The sequence below is a fragment of the Streptomyces sp. GB4-14 genome, assembly GCF_022696125.1.
In the GTDB taxonomy this organism is placed as follows: Bacteria; Actinomycetota; Actinomycetes; order Streptomycetales; family Streptomycetaceae; genus Streptomyces; species Streptomyces werraensis.
In genome coordinates this window covers 218,165-233,848 of record NZ_RZHO01000002.1, presented here as the reverse complement: position 1 = coordinate 233,848, position 15,684 = coordinate 218,165, and the positions used below count along the sequence as shown (strand labels likewise).

The window sequence follows — 15,684 nt, the reverse complement described above, 5'->3', positions numbered from 1 at the left end:
GCGATCACTGTAGTCAACGCGGTGTCAGCTCCCGGCCGTTCCGCGCGGTCCGCCGTCCGTCGCGGGCCGGGTCACCGCCGCGTCCAGCAGGGGGCCGAGTTCGCGGGCCGCCGTCGTCAGGGCGCGGACGCTGCGTTCCGCCCGGGCGATCAGGATCGCCCCCTCGAGAGAGCTGATCATCAGCGTGGCGAGCGGCCGGCTGCGCTCCTCGGGCACGCCCATGTCCGTCAGGGCGGCGGCCACCGCGCCCGTCCACCGGGTGAAGGCGGCCTGTGCGGCCTGCCGTGTGGAGTCGGCCGTACGGGCGCAGTCCACCGTGGCCGCCGCGACCGGGCAGCCGCCGTCGAACCCCTCGGACTCGTACTCGTCGGTCCACTGGCGGACCATCTGGGCGAACAGCCCGGACGGCGTCGGCTCGGGCAGCGCGGCGAGGAAGCGCGCCACCCGGTTCCCGGCGTACCGGCCGGCCCAGCCGACGGCCTCGTTGACGAGCTGTTCCTTGCCGTCGGGGAAGTAGTGCTGGAGCGAGCCCCGCGGCGACCGCGCGTGGGCGGCCACCTCGCGCATGCCCGTCGCGCCGACCCCCTCGCGCCGGATCAGCTGGGCGGCGCTGAAGACCATCCGCTCCCGCGGCCCCCGCTCGGCCCCTGCCATCCCGGCCTCCCGCGTCTCGTCGTGCTCCCTGCGGATCCACCCTATGACCGTCGTCATAGAACTCGCTACTATGACAGTTGTCATAACAGCGAGATCGGTGGTGCGGCATGCGTGTGGGCTTCGTCGGACTCGGAGTCATGGGCCGGCCCATGGCGCTCAACCTCGCGCGCGCCGCGATCCCGCTCGTCGTGTGGAACCGCACCCCGGAGCGGTGCGCGCCCCTGCGCGACGCCGGCGCCGAGGTGGCCGCGAGTCCGGCGGAGGTCTTCGACCGGGCGGACACCGTGCTGCTGATGCTGGCCGACGAGGCGGCCGTCGACGCGGTGCTCGGCCGCGGCACCCCCGCCTTCGAGGCCCGCGTGGCCGGACGCACCGTCGTCCACATGGGCACCACGTCCGCCGAGTACTCCGCCGCGCTGCAGAGGGACGTACGCGCCGCCGGAGGCGCCTACGCCGAGGCCCCCGTCTCCGGCTCCCGCGTCCCCGCCGAGCAGGGCCGGCTCGTCGCGATGCTGGCGGGCGACGACTCCGTCCTCGCGGACGTGCGCCCGCTGCTGGTCCCCATGTGCCGGGAGAGCTTCGACTGCGGGCCGGTGCCGGGCGCCCTGCTGATGAAGCTCGCCGTGAACCTCTTCCTGATCACCCAGGTCACGGGGCTCACCGAGGCGTTCCACTTCGCCGACCGGCACGGACTGGACCGCGCCCGCTTCCTCGACGTGCTGGACGCGGGACCCATGGCCAGCTCCGTGTCCCGGATGAAGGCGCCCAAGCTGCTCGCCCGGGACTTCGCGGTCCAGGCCGCCGCCACCGACGTGCTGAAGAACAACCGCCTGATCGCCGAGGCCGCCCGCGCGGCCGGTGTTGCCTCCCCGCTGCTCGACGTCTGCCACGCCCTGTTCGAGGAGACCGTGGCCGGCGGGCACGGCGGCGAGGACATGGTGGCCGTGCTGCGCGCGCTGGAGGCCCGCACCGACGCGGCTCCCACGCCCGCCGCGGGCCTCGGCGGCGGCCCCGCCTGAGCCCCGCGACGAGCACTCCGCCCGGCGTGCGAGCATGGGCGGATGAGCATCCTCCGCAGGAACAACGTCCGTGTGACCGGGGCCACCACCGGGCGTCCCGTCGTCCTCGTGCACGGCTTCGGCTGTGACCAGAACATGTGGCGTCTGGTCGAGCCGCTTCTCGCCGAGGACCACCCGCTGGTGCTCTTCGACTACGTCGGGGCCGGGCGCTCCGACCTGTCCGCCTGGCAGGAGGACCGTTACTCCTCCCTCGACGGCTACGCCCGCGACCTGGTCGAGGTCTGCGAGGAGCTGGACCTGCGCGACGCGGTGGTCGTCGGGCACTCGGTGAGCGCCATGACCGGCGTGCTGGCCGCGGCCGCCGCCCCCGGTCGTATCGGCGCCCTCGTCATGGTGTGCCCCTCGCCCCGGTACATCGACGAGGACGACTACCGCGGCGGCTTCTCCGCCGAGGACATCGACGAGCTGCTGGAGTCCCTGGAGTCGAACTACCTCGGGTGGTCCGCGGCCATGGCCCCGGTCATCATGGGAAACCCGGACCGTCCGGAGCTCGGCGAGGAACTGACCAACAGCTTCTGCGCGACCGACCCGGACATAGCCCGGGTCTTCGCCCGGACGACGTTCCTCTCCGACAGCCGCAAGGACCTCGAGACCGTGTCCGTCCCCACCCTGATCCTGGAGTGTGAGCAGGACGCCATCGCGCCCCGCGAGGTCGGCGCGTACGTCCACGCCGCCGTGAAGGGCAGCGAACTGGTCACTCTCGACGCCGTGGGCCACTGCCCGCAGCTCAGCGCCCCCGAGGCCACCGCCTCGGCGATACGCTCGTTCCTGTCCTCAGGAGCCCGTTGAGTCCGGGCGGCGTGGACGACGCCGGCGCGGAGGCCCCCGACATCCGCTCCGGGTTCAGCTCCCTGCTGGAGGACTCGGCGGAGGACCTGTACGAGTCGGCGCCGTGCGGCTACCTGTCCACCCTGATGGACGGCACCATCGCCAAGATCAACGCCACTCTGCTGGGATGGCTCGGCCTGTCCCGTGAGGAGGTCGTCGGCCGCAAGCGGTTCAGCGACCTGCTCACGGTGGGCGGCCGGCTCTACCACGAGACGCACTTCGCCCCGCTGCTGCGCATGCAGGGACACCTCGGCGGCGTCGCGCTGGAGATGCGCACGGCGGCGGGACCCCGGCTGCCGGTGCTGGTCACCTCCACCCTCAAGCGCGGCGCCGACGGCGAACCGCTGCTCATCCGCACCACCGTCTTCGACGCCACCGACCGGCGCGCCTACGAGCAGGAACTGCTGCGCGCCCGCCGGGCCGCCGAGGAGGCGCGCCAGCAGGCCGAGGCCGACCGCGCCCAGCTGCGCGAGGCCCTGGCCGTGCTCCAGCGCAGCCTGCTGCCCGCCACCCTGCCCGACCTCCCCGGCGTGGAGACGGCCGGCTACTACCACACGGCGTCCCCCATGGAGCTCGGCGGCGACTTCTACGACCTGTTCCCGCTCGACGACACCCGGACCGCCTTCTTCCTCGGCGACGTCTGCGGCAAGGGCCCCCAGGCCGCGGCCCTGACCTCGCTCACCCGCTACACCCTGCGCGCCGCCATGATCCAGGACGCCGACCCGGTGGACGATCTGCGCATCCTCAACCGGGCCCTCATGGAGCGCTACACCGGCGACGACCCCCGCTACTGCACCGCCGTGGCCGGCGTGTTCGAACGGGTGGGGGCCACCCTGAACGTCCGGCTCGCCTCCGGCGGCCATCCCCCCGCGCTGGTCCTGCGCGCCGACGGCACGGCCGAGTACCTGAGCACCCGCGGCGGCATGCTCGTCGGTGTGCTCCCCACGGCGCAGTTCGTCGAGGCGAGCACCGTGCTGCGGCCCGGCGACACGCTGCTGCTCTACACCGACGGCCTCACCGAGGCCCGCGTAGGTCCCGGCCGGGAGCTCTACGGTTACGACGCGCTGCGGTCGTTCGCCGCCGCGCGCGCCCCCGCGGGCAGCCGCGTACTCGTCGACGCCCTCACCGCGCTGCTGCGCGACTTCGGCGAGGGCCTCGACGACGACACCGCGCTCCTCGCGGTCGGCGTCCCCGCCACCCCCTGACCTCCCTTCCTCAGCACCAGTTTCACGGAACGAACAGAGCGACCCCCATGAAACCCCTGACGATCGTCTCGTCCCGCACGCCCGCCGGCGCCCTCCTGGAGGTGGCCGGCGACCTCGACCACAGCAACGCGCATCAACTGCGCAGGGCCGCCGTCGGCACGGTCGTCTCCACCGGGCTGATGCTCGTGCTGGACCTGGGCGGGCTGGGCTTCTGCGATTCCAGCGGCATCACCGCGCTCATCGCCGTCCGCAACCACGTGGTCGCGGCGGGCGCCGGACTGATCCTCGTGGCCGTGCCCGAGGCGCTGCGCCGGCTGCTGCACCTCACCGGTCTCGACCAGGTCTTCGACCTGCGCGACGGCCACCGCCTCCAGGCGAACTGACCGCCCGCCCCTGCCGGGCCACGCGCCCCCTCCGTCCGGGTCCGTACACCGTTGACGAGGGCTGTTCGATTGCTTCTGCGCCATTCGGGGCACCCGGGGTGTGCCGAAAGCGCCGCCGGCGGCCCCTGGGCCGTCGCGGGGCCGGCACAGGACTAGGGCAAGGGGAAACCGGCGGTGACGGTGCGTATCGGAGCAGAGGAAGAATTCCACGTCCTGGACGCGGAGAGCGGGCGACTCGTCCCACGGGCCGGACTGCTGTTGGAAAGACTCGGCACCACCGGTTTCAGCAGCGAGCTGCAACAGTCCGCGGTGGAGAGCAACAGTGAGGTCCACGACACCCTCGACGGGCTGTACGCCGACCTGTCCGGCACCCGGCGCCGTCTGGCCGCCGCGGCCGCCCAGGAGGGCCTGGCCGTCGTCGCCGCCGGCACCGTGCCGCTGGCCCGGGTGACCCCGCGCGACGTCACCGCCGACCCCCGCTTCCGGCGCATGGCGGAGGAGTACCGCAGGGTCGCCGACGAACAGCTCATCTGCAGCGCCCAGGTGCACGCCGACGTGCCCGACCGCGACACCGCGGTCCGCGCGATGTGCCTGGTGTCGCCCTGGCTGCCGCCGCTGCTCGCGCTGTCCGCCAGCTCCCCGTACTGGCTGGGCTCCGACACCGGCTACGCCTCCTGGCGCACCATGCTCTGGCAGCGCTGGCCCACCGCGGGCCCGGCCGGCTGCTACCGGGACGCCGCCGAGTACGACGCCGCCGTCGCGGAACTGATCGGCTCCGGCGTCATCAGCGACAGCGGCATGCTCTACCAGGACGTACGCCCCTCCGCCCACCAGCGCACGCTGGAGCTGCGGATCGGCGACGCCTGCCCGCGCGCCGAGACGGTCGTGCTGATCGCCGGACTGTTCCGGGCGCTGGTGCGCGACGCCTGCCACCGCCTGGAGCGCGGCGCCGACCCACGCTGCGACGGCCACCACGAGTGGCTGCGGGCCGCCGGCTGGCGCGCCGCGCGCTCCGGTCTGGAGGGCCCGCTGGTCGACCCGTGGACCCGCCGTGCCGCCCCCGCCCACCTGGTGCTGCGCCGCATGCTGCACCGGCTGCGCCCGGCCCTGGAGGCGTCCGGCGACTTCGCCACCGTGCGCGATCTGCTCGACGAGGCCCTCGCCGCCGGAAGCGCGGCCGACCGGCTGCGCCGCACGGTCCGCGAGGCCGACCTGCCGACCGGCATCGACCTGCTCGTCACCGAGACGCGCGGCGACCGCCTCCCGGCCCGCGCCGGCGCCCGCCGCCCGCGCCCCCAGGTCACCGCCCGGCGCACGGGCGGCCGCTCCCCCCTCCACCCGGTCATCGCCCCGGGCACGCCGGGCTGATCCGGCGCACCGGCCCGCGCCGCGTCCGGCTACGGGCCCGTCACCCGAACCCGAACCAGGAGAGTGATCACCACCCCATGTCCAGGAACAGCCACGCCGTCACCCAGCAGGACACCGCCCCGAGGGACCGGGAGCCGAGGGAAGGGAGGAACCTCTGATGTGCGGTCTCACCGGGGAGATACGGTTCGACGGCGGACGGCCCGACATCGCGGCGGTGGAGCGCATGACCGACCGGCTCGCACCGCGCGGCCCGGACGGACGGGGCCTGTGGTCCCAGGGCCCGGTCGCGCTCGGACACCGCCGGCTGAAGATCATCGACCTGTCGGAGTGCGGCGCCCAGCCCATGACCGACCCGGGCGCCCGCCTCACCGGCGTCTTCAACGGCTGCGTCTACAACTACCGTGAGCTGCGCGACGAACTGCACGCCCTCGGGCACCGCTTCTTCTCGCACTCCGACACCGAGGTGGTGCTCAAGGCGTACCAGCAGTGGGGCACCGACTGCGTCGACCGGTTCCTCGGCATGTTCGCCTTCGTGATCGTCGAGCAGGACACCGGACGCGTCGTCCTCGCCCGCGACCGGCTCGGCATCAAGCCGCTCTACCTGTCGGCCACCTCCGAGCGCCTCCGGTTCGCCTCCTCGCTGCCCGCCCTGCTGGCGGCCGGCGGCGTCGACACCTCCCTCGACCCCGTCGCCCTGCACCAGTACCTGAGCTGGCACGCCACCGTCGTCGCGCCCCGCACCGTCCTCAACGGCGTGCGCAAGCTGCCCCCGGCCACCGTGCGCGTCGTCGAGCCCGACGGCACCCAGCACGACCGCCGCTACTGGCACCCCCTCCACACCCGGCGCGCCGCCTACGCGGACCTCACCGCCGACGACTGGACCGACGCGGTCCTGGACGCACTGCGCACCGCCGTGCGCCGCCGCATGGTCGCCGACGTGCCGGTGGGCGTGCTGCTCTCCGGCGGCCTGGACTCCAGCCTGATCGTCGCGCTGCTGGCCGACGAGGGCCAGCGGGACCTGGCGACCTTCAGCGTCGGCTTCGAGTCCGAGGGCGACGAGGACGGCGACGAGTTCCACTACTCCGACCTGGTCGCCCGGCACTTCGACACCCGCCACCACCAGCTGATGGTGCCCTCCGACCGGGTCGCCGGCGCCCTCGACGGAGCCGTCCGCGCCATGAGCGAACCCATGATGAGCCACGACGTGGTCGCCTTCCACCTGCTGTCCGAGCAGGTCGCCAAGGAGGTCAAGGTCGTGCAGAGCGGCCAGGGCGCCGACGAGGTGTTCGCCGGCTACGACTGGTACCCGGCCATGGCGGGCGCGCCCCGTGAGCGGGCCGCCGAGGCGTACATCGAGGCCTACGCCGACCGCTCCCACGCCGACATGGCGGACGTGCTGCGCCCCGAGATGCTGCCCGACCGGGACACCTCGGCCGAGTTCATCCGGGAGCACATGGCGCAGGACGGCGCCGACACCGCCCTCGACGCGCAACTACGCCTGGACACCCTGGTGATGATGGTCGACGACCCGGTCAAGCGGGTCGACAACATGACCATGGACTGGGGCCTGGAGGCCCGGGTGCCGTTCCTCGACCACGAGCTGGTGGAACTCGCCGCCGCCTGCCCGCCCGAGCTGAAGCTCGCCGACGGCGGCAAGGGCGTCCTGAAGGCCGCGGGCCGCCGGGTGCTGCCACGTGAGGTCGTCGACCGGCCCAAGGGGTACTTCCCGGTCCCGGCGATCCGGCACATGGCCGGCCCCGTCCTCCAGCGGGTCCGCGACACCCTGACCGCGCCCGAGGCCCGTAACCGCGGGGTGTTCCGCGAGGAGTACGTGGAGCGGCTGCTGGCCGCGCCCGACGCCCACCGCACCCGCCGCGGCGCCAACGCCCTCTGGCAGGTCGCGCTGCTGGAGACCTGGCTCCAGACCCACGGGATCCGATGACGGCGACCCGGAACCCCGGCAGCGCGCTGTACGCCCCGGAGTCCGCCCCGCTGGCCGACACCTCGGCGCCGTACGACCTGCCGCCCCCGGCGGTCCACGGCTGCTGGTACCCCTCCGCCGACCCGAGCGGGCGGCACGTCGCGTTCATCTGCGACCGGGCCGGGGTGCCGCAGCTGTGGACCGGCCCGGTCGACGGCCAGGAGGTGCGCCGCCTCGACGCCGACCCGCACCCCGTCACGGAGGTGTCCTGGTCGCCGGACGGCCGGTGGATCGCCTACACCACGGCGCCCGGCGGCGGCGAGCTGACCCGGGTGCTGTGCGTACGCCCGGACGGCAGCGACCGGCATCTGCTGGCCGGCGGTGAGTCGGGCACGTCCGCACGGCTCGGCTGCTGGCAGCACGACGGCTCCGCGATCGCGGTGACGGTCACCGAGTCCGCCCCGCCCGGCCACGCCGACCGGTACCACGCGGAGGCGCCCGGACCGCCCGGCACCGGGCACGCGCCGCAGTGGGCGGGGCGCGACGGCCGGGCCGTTCTGCTGGACCCGGCCGGAGGACGGCTCGGGGCGGCCGACGGCGGCGTGCGCCCGGCCTCCGACCGGGAGCCGGAGGAGCGGACGCTGTCCGCCTACCTCGTCGACCCGGAGGGCACCGTCGCGCCCGTCCTGCTGTTCAGCGAGCGTGGCGCCGCCAACCAGCGGGTGTGCGACCTCAGCCGCGACGGCCGCCTCGCCCTGGTGTACCGGGGCCCCCGCGGACGCCGCGAGGCCCTCGTCGTGCGCACCGAGGACTCCGCCGTGACCTGCGCCTTCCCGGTCGCCGACGGCGACCCCTGGGTGGGCGGCTTCTCCCCGTCCGCGGGCACGGTCTGGCTGCGCAGCGACGCCGGACGCGAGTACGCGGCCCTGCTCGCCGCCCACCTGGGCCCGCGCGGCGAACTGCACACCACCCGCGTCGTCGCCGAACGCGAGGACTGCGGCCTCGAACTCCTCACCCTCGGCCACGACGGCCGCCGCGCCGTGCTGGCGTGGAACCGGCACGGGGTCAGCGACCTGGAACTGCTCGCCCTCAAGTCCGCTCCGCCGTACGGCACCGAGGCGGGCGCGGCGCCACCGCCCTCGGCCGGCGACGCACGCCGCGTCGACCTGCCCCACGAGGTCGTCACCCGGATCGCGCCCACCGCCGACCCCGACGCACCCGTCGTCGCGCTGTCCGGCTCACGGCGCCACCCCGGCGTGTGGTGGCTGCCGCACGGCGCGCCCCTGCGCACCCCATGGTCCTCCCGCGACGAGGACGCCCTCCCGCCCGGCCTGACCCCGGTGCGCCCCACGCCCGTGCGGCCCGTCGCCCGGGACGGCCTCCAGCTGGGCGGCTGGTACTACCGCGCCCCCGGCCGCTCGCCCGGCGAACCCGCGCCCTGCGTCCTCCATCTGCACGGCGGGCCGGAGGAACAGGAACGCCCCGTCCTCGAACCCCTCTACCTGGAGCTGCTCGGCCGCGGCCTGGACGTGTTCGCCCCCGACGTGCGCGGCTCCTCCGGCCACGGCCGCAGCTTCACCGACGCCGACCTGGGCGCAGGACGCTTCTCCGCCATCGACGACGTCGCCGACTGCGCGGCGCACGTCATGGTGCAGGGGCTGGCCGACCCCAGGCGGATGGCCGTCATGGGCCGCTCCTACGGCGGCTACCTCACCATGGCGTCCCTGGTCTGGCACCCCGACCTGTTCCGCACCGGCGTGGCCGTGTGCGGCATGTCGGACCTGACCACCTTCTTCGCCGGGACCGAGCCCTGGATCGCGCAGTCCGCCGCGCACAAGTACGGCCATCCGGAACGCGACCGGGACCTGCTGCGCGCCCTGTCTCCCATGAGCAGGGTCGACGCGCTGCGAGCCCCGGTCCTCGCCGTGCACGGGGAGCACGACACCAACGTGCCACCCGGTGAGTCCGAGCAGTTCGTCAGGGCCGCGCGGGAACGCGGCCTGGAGGCGGAGCTGCTCCTGCTGCGTGACGAAGGTCACGACTTCCGCCGGGCCGACAACCGCCGTCTGTTCCGCCGTGCGGCAGGTGACTGGCTCGAGCGGCACCTGGCGGGCTGACCTGTCCGACGGACCTGTCACACTTCTTGGGCGTGCGGGGGAGCGATGCGGGTAGTCGCGCGGTGTGATCGAGTAAAAGGCGGACCGGATGGAATCAGTTCCTGTCGACGAGGGGGAGACGGTGTCTGGCGCACCCCGGCTGAGGGCCTCCTACGCCCTGGACGCCGGGGGCGCGTGGATAGCGCAGGCACGTCACCTCGCGGCCGAGTTCCTCGACCGGGCGCGGACGGAGGACGGCCTGCCGGTGCCGGAGCGGGTGGTGGAGATCACCCAGCTCGTGGTCAGCGAACTGGTGACCAACGCCCGAAAGTACGCGCCCGGCCCCGTCGGACTGGACCTGCGGGTTTTCGGCGACGCCGTGGAGGTGGTCGTCCACGACGGCAACCCGGAGGCGCCGCGGCCCCGGGACGCCGATCCCGGCCGTGTCGGACAGCACGGCCTCGAGATCGTCATGGCCGTCGCCGAGGCCCTCGACGTCCGCCAGGAGGCGGAGGGCAAGAGCATCACCGCCCGTATCGCCCTCTCCGCCTGACCGCCTCACCTTCTCGGCGCTCCTGTTTCTCAGTCGTCCGCCCGGTCCCCGGCACCGTCCGGCACCCGCTCCAGGTGGATCAGAGCACTCGCCCAGTCGCCGCTCGGCAGATCGACGTCCAGTCCGTACTCCGTCAGCACCGTCGCGTGATGCACCGTGCCCCTCTCCGTGTCCCGGAAGCGGACGCCCGACGGCAGGCCGCGCAGCCGGAGCGGCACCCGCGGGGCGCCGTGCCGCGGGCTGGCGCGGAAGACCAGCACCACCGCCTCGCCCCCGTCCGCTGCCACGTACTGCACGGCCGACGCGCCGTCGCCGTACGGGTCGCCGATGTGGTACTGGTCGCCGTGCTGCACCAAGTGCCGGATCTCCTTGTAGCGGGCCACCAGTGCGGCGGCCTCGGTCAGCTCCTCCTCGCTCCAGCGGGTGAGGTCGCCGCCGAGACCGAGCAGCCCGGCCATCGCCGCGTGGAACCGGAACCGCAACGGCACGGTCAGCCCGGTGAGCTGGTTGGGCACGTCCGTCACCCAGGCGGACATCACCCGCGCCGGATACACCTGGCTGAAGCCCCGCTGGATGCCCAGCCGGTCCACCGCGTCGGTGTTGTCGGACGTCCACGCCTGGTCGGTGCGGGCAAGGATGCCCAGGTCGACCCGGCCGCCGCCCCCGCTGCACGTCTCGATCCGCAGGTTCGGGTGCGCCTCACGCAGCCGGTCCAGCACGCCGTACAGCCGCTGGACGTAGCGCGTCCACAGCCGGTCGTTGCCGTCCTCGGGGCCCGCCCAGCCGGACTCGCCGAAGACACGGTTCATGTCCCACTTCAGGAAGTCCACGCGGTGCTCGGCGACCAGCCGGGTGAGCCAGTCGAAGGCCCAGTCGGCGACGTCCTGCCGGGCGAAGTTCAGCACGAGCTGGTTGCGCAGCTCGGTGCGCGGACGGCCGGGGAGGTGAAGCACCCAGTCGGGGTGCGCCCGGTACAGGTCGCTGTCCGGGTTGACCATCTCCGGCTCCACCCAGAGGCCGAACCGCATGCCGAGCCGGTGCACGGCGTCGGACAGCGGCCGCAGACCGTGCGGGAAGCGGTCCGGCGTCGGCGCCCAGTCGCCGAGGCCCGCCCGGTCGCTGCGGCGGGCGCCGAACCAGCCGTCGTCCACGACGTACAGCTCCACCCCGAGCCGGGCCGCCCGCTCGGCGAGCGCGAGCTGGCTCGCCTCGTCCACGTCGAAGCCGGTGGCCTCCCAGGAGTTGTAGAGCACCGGCGCCGTCTCGTCGGCGTGCCGCAGCACATGGGTCCGGACGTACGCGTGCCACGCCCGGCTCGCCGCGCCGAAACCGCCGTCGGCGAACAGCCCGGCCGCCACCGGCGTGGTGAACTCCTCGCCCGGTGCGAGCGGCACGCGCGTCCCCTCGTGGCCCACGCCGCCGGTCAGCCCCGCCCGCCCGTCCGGGGTGCGCTGCACGGTGATCCGCCAGCTGCCGCTCCACGCCAGGGCCGTGCTCCACACCCGGCCCCGGTCCTCGTCGGCGGTGCCGTCGTCGAGCATGGCCCAGGGGTTGGCGTGGTGGCTGGTGATGCCGCGCCGGCTGGTCAGCACCGTCTCCCCGTGCGGCAGCCGCTCCCGGTGCAACCGCGTCTCCGCCGACCACTGGCCGGTGACATGGCTCAGCCGGTAGTCGGCCAGCGGCGGCAGCGTCCACGCGGCGGAGTCGGCGCGCAGCAGATCCACCCGCCGGTCGCCGTCGTTGCGCACCACGGTCCAGCGCTCGATCACGTCCGTGTCCGCCCGGACCCGGTAGTGCAGCGCCACCGACAGCGGGACCACCCGGTCCCGGAAGTCCAGGACCAGCTCCTCGCAGCCCGGCACCCGGTCGTCCACCCGGTGGCCGGCGGGCTCCCACTCGAAGGCGCGGGAGCCGTCCGCGTACCGCACCTGGAGCGAGGGCGGGCCGTAGCGGGTGCCGCCGTCCACGGGCAGTTCCTCGCCCACGGGCGGCCGGCCCTCGAAGCTGTTGGACGGCTCCGCGAACGGCGCCGCGAGCGTGTCCGCCTCCTCGGGGGTGAGCCGCGGGCCCCACGCCACATGACAGGGCGCGCCGGTCTCGTCGATCCGCAGCGCGTACGACGTGCGCGGGGTGGTCAGCAGCCAGACCCCGGTGTCCGGGGAGCGGGTGATGAGCGGCATGGTGCCTCACGATCAGCGTCAGGGGATTGCACCGCACACCCAAGCGTGGCCTTCGATCACGTGTCAAGGGCGGTCCGTCTCTTGCATTTACAAGGCGTAAGGGGGCTCCCTATGGCCTTCGAAAGAAAGAGGACTACTTTCATTGACATCGGAAAATAAGGAGCCTAGGTTCCCGGCCATGCCTTCGACCTCGCCCGCCGAGACGTTCCCGGCACACACCCCGGCGGCCTCCCAGATCTTCACCACCGTCCTCACGCACGGCCCGCTCACCCGGCAGGAGACGGCCCGGCGGACGGGCCTGTCCCCGGCAGCGGTCACCAAGGCCGTACGACCGCTGATCGAGGCCGGCTTCCTGATGGAGGACGCGGGCGCGGAGGTCCGCCCGGCGGTCGGCCGCCCGGCCAACCCGGTGCGGGTCGACGGCGGACGGGCGCTGTTCGTCGGTCTGAAGGCGACCGGCGACGAGATCATCGGCGTGCTCACCGACCTGTGCTGCCGCATCCGCGTCGCCCGGCGCGTGCCCCTGTCCGGCCGCGCGCCGCGCGAGGTCCTCCAGGTCGCCGCGGACCTCGTACGGGAACTGCTCACCGAGGCCGAGGGGTTCGGCGTCCGGATCCTGGGGCTCGGCCTCGCGGTCGCCGGGGACGTGGACCGCGCCACGGGCACGGTGCGCTGGTCGCCCTTCCTGGACTGGCACGACGTACCCCTCGCCGGGCTCGCCGAGGAGATGAGCGGGCTGCCGGTCACCGTGGAGAACGACGTCCGCGCGCTGACCGTGGCCGAGCAGTGGTTCGGCGACGGCGTGGGCCTGTCGGACTTCGCCGTCGTGACCGTGGGAGCGGGCATCGGCTGCGGGCTCGTGGTGCACGGCAGGGTCGTCCCGGGCGCGCACGGCGTCGCGGGGGAGATCGGTCATGTCCCCGTCGTCCCGGACGGCCCGCCCTGCCACTGCGGTGACCGCGGCTGCCTGGAGGCCGTGGCCTCCGACGCGGCGATCACCGCCCGGGTCCGTGAGGTGACCGGCGTCCCGGTCTCCGACGCCGCGGAGGCCCTCGCCCTCGCGCGCCAGGGGAACGAGGGGGCGCGCGCCGTCTACGCCCGGGCGGGGGAGGCCATCGGCCGGGGGATCGCCACCGTGGCCAACCTGCTCGGCCCGGAACGCGTGATCATCTCCGGTGAGGGCCTGGCCGCGTACGACCTGTTCGCCGGGCAGATCCGCGACGTCTTCACCGCGGCCGCCTTCGGCTCCGCCGCCCGCTGCGAGGTCCGCACCCGCCCCCTGCCGTTCGAGGAGTGGGCCCGTGGAGCCGCCGCCACGGCCATCCAGTCCTTCGTCGGCCGCTGACGCCTGCCTGCCCCGGAACGGGAGATGAACGGGCGATGACGGCCTGATGCAGGCGGTGCCAGGCCGGACAGGTGCCGCTAATCTCACTACGGGTCACGACAACACCACGGGACACGTGGGAGGCGACGCTGAACACCACCACGCTCCACCCTCGAAGACTTCCCCCATGGGGGACCCGGCTGCGCGGGCTGTTCGTCCTGGCCCTGCTCGCCGCTCTCCTCGGCCCCGTCCCCTCGGCGGCCGGGAGCGCGCCGCCCCGGCACGACGTGGTCACCTGGGCCACCAGCGCCTTCCGGCTGGGCACGGGCGTGCCCGACCGCGCCTACCGGCTGGTGGTGCACACCAGCGTCGGCGGCGACCGGATGCGCGTACGGCTCTCCAACGCCTTCGGCGACCGGCCGCTGACCTTCGACAGCGTGTACGCCGGCCTCCAGCGGGAGGGCGCCGCCCTGGTCCCCGGCAGCAACCGCCGCCTCACCTTCGACGGCCGCACGAGCGTGACGGTCCCGCCGGGCGGCCTCGTCCTCAGCGACCCGCTCCCCGGCCGGGTCCGCGCCCGTACCAACCTGGTCGTCAGCCTGCACAGCCCCGACGCGTCCGGCCCCGCCACCGGACACCGGCTGGCCATGCAGACCTCGTACCTCACCCAGGGCGACCACACCGCCGGCGAGACCGCCGCCCCCTGGACGCGGACCGTCACGTCCTGGTTCTACCTGGACGCCGTCACCGTCCGCACCCCCGCACGCACCGGGGCGGTCGTCGCGCTCGGCGACTCCATCACCGACGGCTGGGAGTCCACCACGGACCTCAACCGCCGCTGGCCCGACTACCTGTCCCGGCGCCTCCAGCACTCCCGCGCCACCACCGTCCGCGGTGTGGCCAACGCGGGCATCTCCGCCAACAAGGTGCTCGCCGACACCGCCTCGCCCAGCGCCCTGAACCGTCTCGACCGTGACGTGCTGTCCCACCCGGGCGTCCGCACGGTCCTGCTGTTCGAGGGCGTCAACGACCTCAAGGCGCACACCGGCGTCACGGCGGAGGACCTGATCGAGGGCTACCGCCGGCTCACCGACCGCGTCCACGCGGCCGGGCACTGTGTGGTCGCCGCCACGATCGCGCCGTTCAAGGGCTGGCCCGAGTGGGACCCGGAGGCCGAGGCGGTCCGCCAGGAGGTCAACGCGTTCATCCGCGGCGGCGGGCTGTTCGACGCTGTCGCCGACTTCGACCGGGCGGTGCGCGACCCCGGCGACCCCGAGTCCATCCGGCCCGCCTACGACAACGGCGACCACCTCCACTTCACCGACGAGGGCATGCGGGCGATGGCCGACGAGGTCCGCCTGAGGGACCTGGAGTGCGCCTCGGGCCCGGGACGCTGACCCCGCCCGGCACCCCCCGTGCGGACCGCGCGACCCGGTGTCCGGCGCACCGGGCGCGGCCGGAACAATGCAGGTCCCGGCGCGGTTCTCACTGAGGAACGTCGCAGCACACCTGGGAGAAGGGCGACACACGATGACAAGGACCGAGGAGAAGGCGCTGCTCGCGGGCGGATGCTTCTGGGGCATGCAGGAGCTGATCCGCACGCTGCCGGGCGTGCTGAGCACCCGGGTGGGGTACAGCGGCGGCGACGTCCCCAACGCGACCTACCGCAACCACGGCACCCACGCCGAGTCCATCGAGATCACCTACGACCCGGCGGTCACCGACTACCGGACGATCCTGGAGTACTTCTTCCAGATCCACGACCCGACGACGAAGAACCGCCAGGGCAACGACATCGGCATGAGCTACCGCTCCGCGATCTTCTACTACGACGACGAGCAGAAGCGCGTCGCCGAGGAGACCATCGCCGACGTCGACGCGTCCGGACTGTGGCCCGGCAAGGTGGTCACCGAGGTGACCCCGGCCGGGGACTTCTGGGAGGCCGAGCCGGAGCACCAGGACTACCTCCAGCGCTACCCGGACGGCTACACCTGCCACTTCCCGCGGCCCGGCTGGCGCCTGCCCAGGCGCGCGGCGTCCTGAGCCGACCGCGGCACACGACAGGGGGCGCGCCCGCCCGGCGGGAGCGCCCC

Annotated in this window: 13 protein-coding genes; 11 read left to right on the top strand and 2 right to left on the bottom strand. The window is 74.0% G+C overall.

The window, feature by feature from the left end:
* Nucleotides 1–24: 24 nt before the first annotated feature.
* The gene (locus tag ELQ39_RS02395; RefSeq protein WP_242595529.1) at nucleotides 25–654 is read right to left on the bottom strand and encodes a TetR/AcrR family transcriptional regulator; all 630 of its coding nucleotides are present in this window, start codon (nucleotides 652–654) and stop codon (nucleotides 25–27) included.
* A gap of 107 nt (nucleotides 655–761) precedes the next feature.
* Between ELQ39_RS02395 and ELQ39_RS02390 the strand changes: the two genes are divergently transcribed.
* The 8 genes from ELQ39_RS02390 to ELQ39_RS02355 all read left to right on the top strand — a co-directional run bounded on the left by ELQ39_RS02390 (nucleotide 762) and on the right by ELQ39_RS02355 (nucleotide 10,087).
* Nucleotides 762–1,673, top strand: a complete 912-nt coding sequence (locus ELQ39_RS02390; RefSeq protein WP_242590822.1) for an NAD(P)-dependent oxidoreductase — start codon at nucleotides 762–764, stop codon at nucleotides 1,671–1,673.
* 42 nt (nucleotides 1,674–1,715) lie between these two features.
* Nucleotides 1,716–2,522 carry an alpha/beta fold hydrolase gene (locus ELQ39_RS02385; RefSeq protein ID WP_242590821.1) on the top strand — a complete coding sequence of 269 codons (807 nt, stop codon included), beginning with the start codon at nucleotides 1,716–1,718 and terminating at the stop codon, nucleotides 2,520–2,522.
* 11 nt (nucleotides 2,523–2,533) lie between these two features.
* Complete coding sequence (locus ELQ39_RS02380) at nucleotides 2,534–3,766, top strand: PP2C family protein-serine/threonine phosphatase (protein WP_242590820.1); 1,233 nt, start codon at nucleotides 2,534–2,536, stop codon at nucleotides 3,764–3,766.
* Nucleotides 3,767–3,813: 47 nt separating this feature from the next.
* Nucleotides 3,814–4,149, top strand: coding sequence for an STAS domain-containing protein (locus ELQ39_RS02375; RefSeq protein ID WP_242590819.1), 336 nt, complete (start codon nucleotides 3,814–3,816; stop codon nucleotides 4,147–4,149).
* A gap of 174 nt (nucleotides 4,150–4,323) precedes the next feature.
* Nucleotides 4,324–5,517 (top strand): carboxylate-amine ligase, encoded by a 1,194-nt coding sequence (locus ELQ39_RS02370; RefSeq protein ID WP_242590818.1) that lies wholly within the window; start codon nucleotides 4,324–4,326, stop codon nucleotides 5,515–5,517.
* A gap of 157 nt (nucleotides 5,518–5,674) precedes the next feature.
* Entirely contained in the window at nucleotides 5,675–7,459 is a 1,785-nt protein-coding gene (locus ELQ39_RS02365) for an N-acetylglutaminylglutamine amidotransferase (RefSeq protein ID WP_190002082.1), read from the top strand.
* Nucleotides 7,456–9,555, top strand: a complete 2,100-nt coding sequence (locus ELQ39_RS02360) for a S9 family peptidase (protein ID WP_225625700.1) — start codon at nucleotides 7,456–7,458, stop codon at nucleotides 9,553–9,555. The genes ELQ39_RS02365 and ELQ39_RS02360 overlap by 4 nt, the downstream gene beginning before the upstream one ends.
* A gap of 88 nt (nucleotides 9,556–9,643) precedes the next feature.
* Nucleotides 9,644–10,087, top strand: coding sequence for an ATP-binding protein (locus tag ELQ39_RS02355; RefSeq protein WP_190002084.1), 444 nt, complete (start codon nucleotides 9,644–9,646; stop codon nucleotides 10,085–10,087).
* A 29-nt stretch (nucleotides 10,088–10,116) separates the two neighbouring features.
* Here the strand turns inward: ELQ39_RS02355 and ELQ39_RS02350 are convergent, their stop codons facing one another.
* A complete protein-coding gene (locus tag ELQ39_RS02350; RefSeq protein ID WP_242590817.1) occupies nucleotides 10,117–12,267 on the bottom strand; it encodes an alpha-galactosidase in 2,151 nt (716 codons plus the stop codon).
* Nucleotides 12,268–12,445: 178 nt separating this feature from the next.
* Here ELQ39_RS02350 and ELQ39_RS02345 point away from each other — a divergent pair, with 178 nt between their 5' ends.
* The 3 genes from ELQ39_RS02345 (at nucleotide 12,446) to msrA (ending at nucleotide 15,634) form a co-directional block, all read left to right on the top strand.
* Complete coding sequence (locus ELQ39_RS02345; RefSeq protein ID WP_242590816.1) at nucleotides 12,446–13,612, top strand: ROK family transcriptional regulator; 1,167 nt, start codon at nucleotides 12,446–12,448, stop codon at nucleotides 13,610–13,612.
* 266 nt (nucleotides 13,613–13,878) lie between these two features.
* Nucleotides 13,879–14,988: an SGNH/GDSL hydrolase family protein gene (locus ELQ39_RS02340; protein ID WP_391666867.1), complete on the top strand. Its 1,110-nt coding sequence runs from the start codon at nucleotides 13,879–13,881 to the stop codon at nucleotides 14,986–14,988.
* Between the two features lie 133 nt (nucleotides 14,989–15,121).
* Complete coding sequence (gene msrA, locus ELQ39_RS02335) at nucleotides 15,122–15,634, top strand: peptide-methionine (S)-S-oxide reductase MsrA (protein ID WP_190002087.1); 513 nt, start codon at nucleotides 15,122–15,124, stop codon at nucleotides 15,632–15,634.
* The last annotated feature ends 50 nt before the right edge of the window (nucleotides 15,635–15,684 follow it).